This window comes from Pseudomonadota bacterium (assembly GCA_039815145.1).
Classification (GTDB): Bacteria; Pseudomonadota; Gammaproteobacteria; order Steroidobacterales; family JBCBZW01; genus JBCBZW01.
This window is the reverse complement of the sequence record JBCBZW010000263.1, coordinates 1-3,112: the sequence shown is the minus strand read 5'-3', so window position 1 is coordinate 3,112 and position 3,112 is coordinate 1. Positions and strand designations below refer to the sequence as shown.

General features: G+C 67.6%; 3 protein-coding genes. 2 read left to right on the top strand and 1 reads right to left on the bottom strand.

Going from position 1 to position 3,112, the window contains the following annotated elements:
• Both AAF184_25535 and AAF184_25530 read left to right on the top strand, forming a co-directional pair.
• The coding region (locus tag AAF184_25535; GenBank protein MEO0425718.1) for an amidohydrolase family protein at window positions 1–1,132 on the top strand (1,132 nt) is incomplete at its 5' end.
• A 19-nt stretch (window positions 1,133–1,151) separates the two neighbouring features.
• Window positions 1,152–2,474, top strand: coding sequence for an amidohydrolase family protein (locus tag AAF184_25530; protein MEO0425717.1), 1,323 nt, complete (start codon window positions 1,152–1,154; stop codon window positions 2,472–2,474).
• 13 nt (window positions 2,475–2,487) lie between these two features.
• On the opposite strand, the gene AAF184_25525 is transcribed toward AAF184_25530, so the two are convergent.
• Window positions 2,488–3,112: hypothetical protein (locus tag AAF184_25525; protein MEO0425716.1), on the bottom strand; the 625-nt coding region annotated here is incomplete at its 5' end.

Here is a 3,112-nt window from a genome sequence, read left to right as displayed (position 1 = left end):
CGTGAACGACATCGCCACCAACTCATCGATGGTGCGCATGAACGACGTGGTGAACTCCGAGGACGTCAACATCTACCGCAACCTCGCCGGCGGCGTGACGGCGGCGCAGCTGCTGCACGGCTCGGCCAACCCCGTCGGCGGCCAGTCGGCCCTGGTCAAGATGCGTTGGGGCATGCTGCCGCAGGAGATGCTGATCGACGGGGCGGACGGCTTCATCAAGTTCGCCCTCGGCGAAAACGTGAAGCGCTCGCGCAACCCGGCCTCCATCCGCTACCCGCAGACGCGCATGGGCGTGGAGCAGGTGTTCCGCGACGGCTTCGGCGCCGCCCGCGATTACCAGGAAGCCTGGGCCACGTGGCAAGGCCTGAGCCGTGCGGAGAAGGCGCGCATTCCTGCGCCCCGTCGCGACCTCGTGATGGATGCGATGGCGGAGATCCTTAACAGCGAGCGCTTCATCAGCTGCCACTCCTACGTGCAGTCCGAGATCAACATGCTCATGCACGTGGCCGACGACTTCGACTTCCGCGTCAACACCTTCACCCACATCCTCGAGGGCTACAAGGTAGCGGACAAGATGGCGGCCCACGGCGTGGCCGGCTCCACCTTCTCCGACTGGTGGGCCTACAAGTGGGAGGTGCGCTACGCCATCCCCTACAACGCGGCACTGATGACGCAAGCCGGCGTGCTCACGGCGATCAATTCCGATAGCGCCGAGATGTCTCGACGCCTGAACCAGGAAGCGGCCAAGAGCGTGAAGTACGGCGACATGCCCGAGGTGGAAGCGCTCAAGCTGGTGACCCTGAATCCAGCCAAGATGCTGCACCTGGACGAGCACATGGGCAGCATCCGCGTCGGCAAGGATGCGGATCTGGTGATCTGGACGGCGAATCCACTCTCCATCGACGCCAAGGTGATGCACACGCTGGTGGATGGGGTGGTGCGCTACGACGCCGTGGAGCACGCAGCACGCCACGCGGCCATGGAGAGCGAGCGGGCCCGGCTGATCGAGAAGATGCGCAAGGCGAAGGGCGCCAAGGGCGGCGGCGGGGGAGGCTACCGACCGCAACGCCTGTGGCACTGCGACAGCCTGCATGGCTACGAGTACCTCGGCGACCACGCCGCGCACCACTGATCGGCCAAGGAGCAACGCCATGCGAACCGAACTTCAAAGCTTGACTGCCACCCTCCTGGCCGCCACCGCCCTGACCTTGGCCCCGGCGGCCTCGGCCCTGACGCCGCCCCCCGCAGCGGACCAGGCCGAACCTATCGCCATCACTAACGTCACCGTGCACGTCGGCAACGGCGAGGTGATCGCCGACGCCACCGTCGCCTTCGGGGGCGGACGCATCACGGCGGTCGGCACCGGCGTGGACACGGCGGGCCACCGCGTCATCGACGGCGGCGGCCAACACCTCTACCCGGGCTTCGTCCTGCCGGACTCGCGCTTAGGGCTGGAGGAGGTGAGCTCCATCGAGGACACGAAGGACGGCCAGGAAACCGGCCAGGTGAACCCGAACGTGCGCTCGCTGATCGCCTATAACACCGACTCTGAGATGGGCCCGACCCTGCGCTTCAACGGCGTGCTCGTCGCCCAGGTGGCGCCCACGGGCGGCCTCGTCTCGGGCAGCTCGTCGATCGTGCAGCTCGATGCCTGGAACTGGGAAGACGCCGTGATCAGCGCGGACGACGCGATCTTCGTCAACTGGCCGCCGAAGCGTCAGGGGCGCTTCGACTTCTCCACCTTCACCTTCAAGTTCGAGGAGAACAAGCAGTACGACACGCAGATGCTGGCGATGGAAACGCTCTTCAACGACGCCAGCACCTACACCCAGCGACCGGCCGGCACCCCGAGCAACCTGAAGCTGGCCGCGATGCAAGGCCTCTACAGCGGCGACACCCGCCTGTTCGTGCGCACGGATGTGGCGCGCGATGCTGTACGCGCCGTCGAGTTCGCCAGCCGCCACGGCGTGCAGCACGTGGTCATCGTGGGCGACGAGGGCCTGCTGGCCGCCGCGGATTACCTGGCGGAGCACCAGGTGGGGGTGATCGTGATGGGCACCCATCGCCTGCCCGGGGAAGCGCACCACGACATCCATGCGCCGTACGCCTTCGCCGGGCAGCTGGTGGCCGCCGGCGTGAAGGCCGGGCTCACCGTGGGCGGGCTCTTCAACACACGCAACCTGCCGTTCCATGCCGGCACAGCCGGTGCCCACGGCGGGCTCGATCGTGAACAGACCCTGCGCCTGATCACCTTGTCCAACGCGGAGCTGTTGGGCATCGACGATCGCGTGGGGTCGATCGCCGTGGGCAAGGAGGCGACGCTGTTCGTCTCAAAGGGCGATGCCCTCGACATGCGCACGAACCAATTGAGCCACGCCTTCATCGCCGGCAGGGCGCTCACCCTCGGGGGCACCCAGCAGGAGCTCTACGAGCGCTTCCGGGAGAAGTACTCCTCCACCACCGCAGCGCCCTGATCGCACGGACGCGCTAGCGGCGGGCGGCGTCGCCGTCGCGTTGGAGCAGGATCGGCTCCTGGTAGGCCGCCACCACGCCGTTCAGCAGCGCCGTGCGCTCGTTCGCGGACTGGCTGGGGAAGCGTCCCCGAGACCACGTGAGGTCGGCGTCCCAGTGCACGGTGTTGCCGGCAGCGGCTGGCGCCTCGTTGGCGAGCGTGGCGTCCAGCCAGTCGGTCTGCACCGCGTCGAAATGCGGCAGGCGATCGATCTGCCACTGCTTGGGCAGGGCCAGGCGTAGACGCGTCCGCAGGCGGTGGTGCTGCGCTTCGCAGCACGGATCCACTTTCCAGCCGGTCGGTACGACCACTGGGCGCTCGCGCACCAGGTCCGCGTAGCCGTCCGTGGGCAGGTCGGCCAACTCCGCCAGCAGCACCATCGGTGCCTCCAGGCTGTAGAGGTTCTGGCCGAGGGCCGTGACCGGGTCCGGCACGGACCCCTCCAGGCGGATCGACGCGCCGGCGTGCTGGCGATGATCCGGAGGCGTGTAGCGACTCTGGTCGATCTGAAGGCCCGGGATCACCTGGCGAAAACGTTCGGTAAGACCTTCGCGGAGGCGCTCCGAGATGCGTGTGGGCGAGGCGTTGCTCATGGCAGCG

Bases quoted from the DNA above. Each gene is read 5' to 3' on its own strand.
- AAF184_25530 (MEO0425717.1), top strand. From the start codon at position 1,152: ATGCGAACCGAACTTCAAAGCTTGACTGCCACCCTCCTGGCCGCCACC.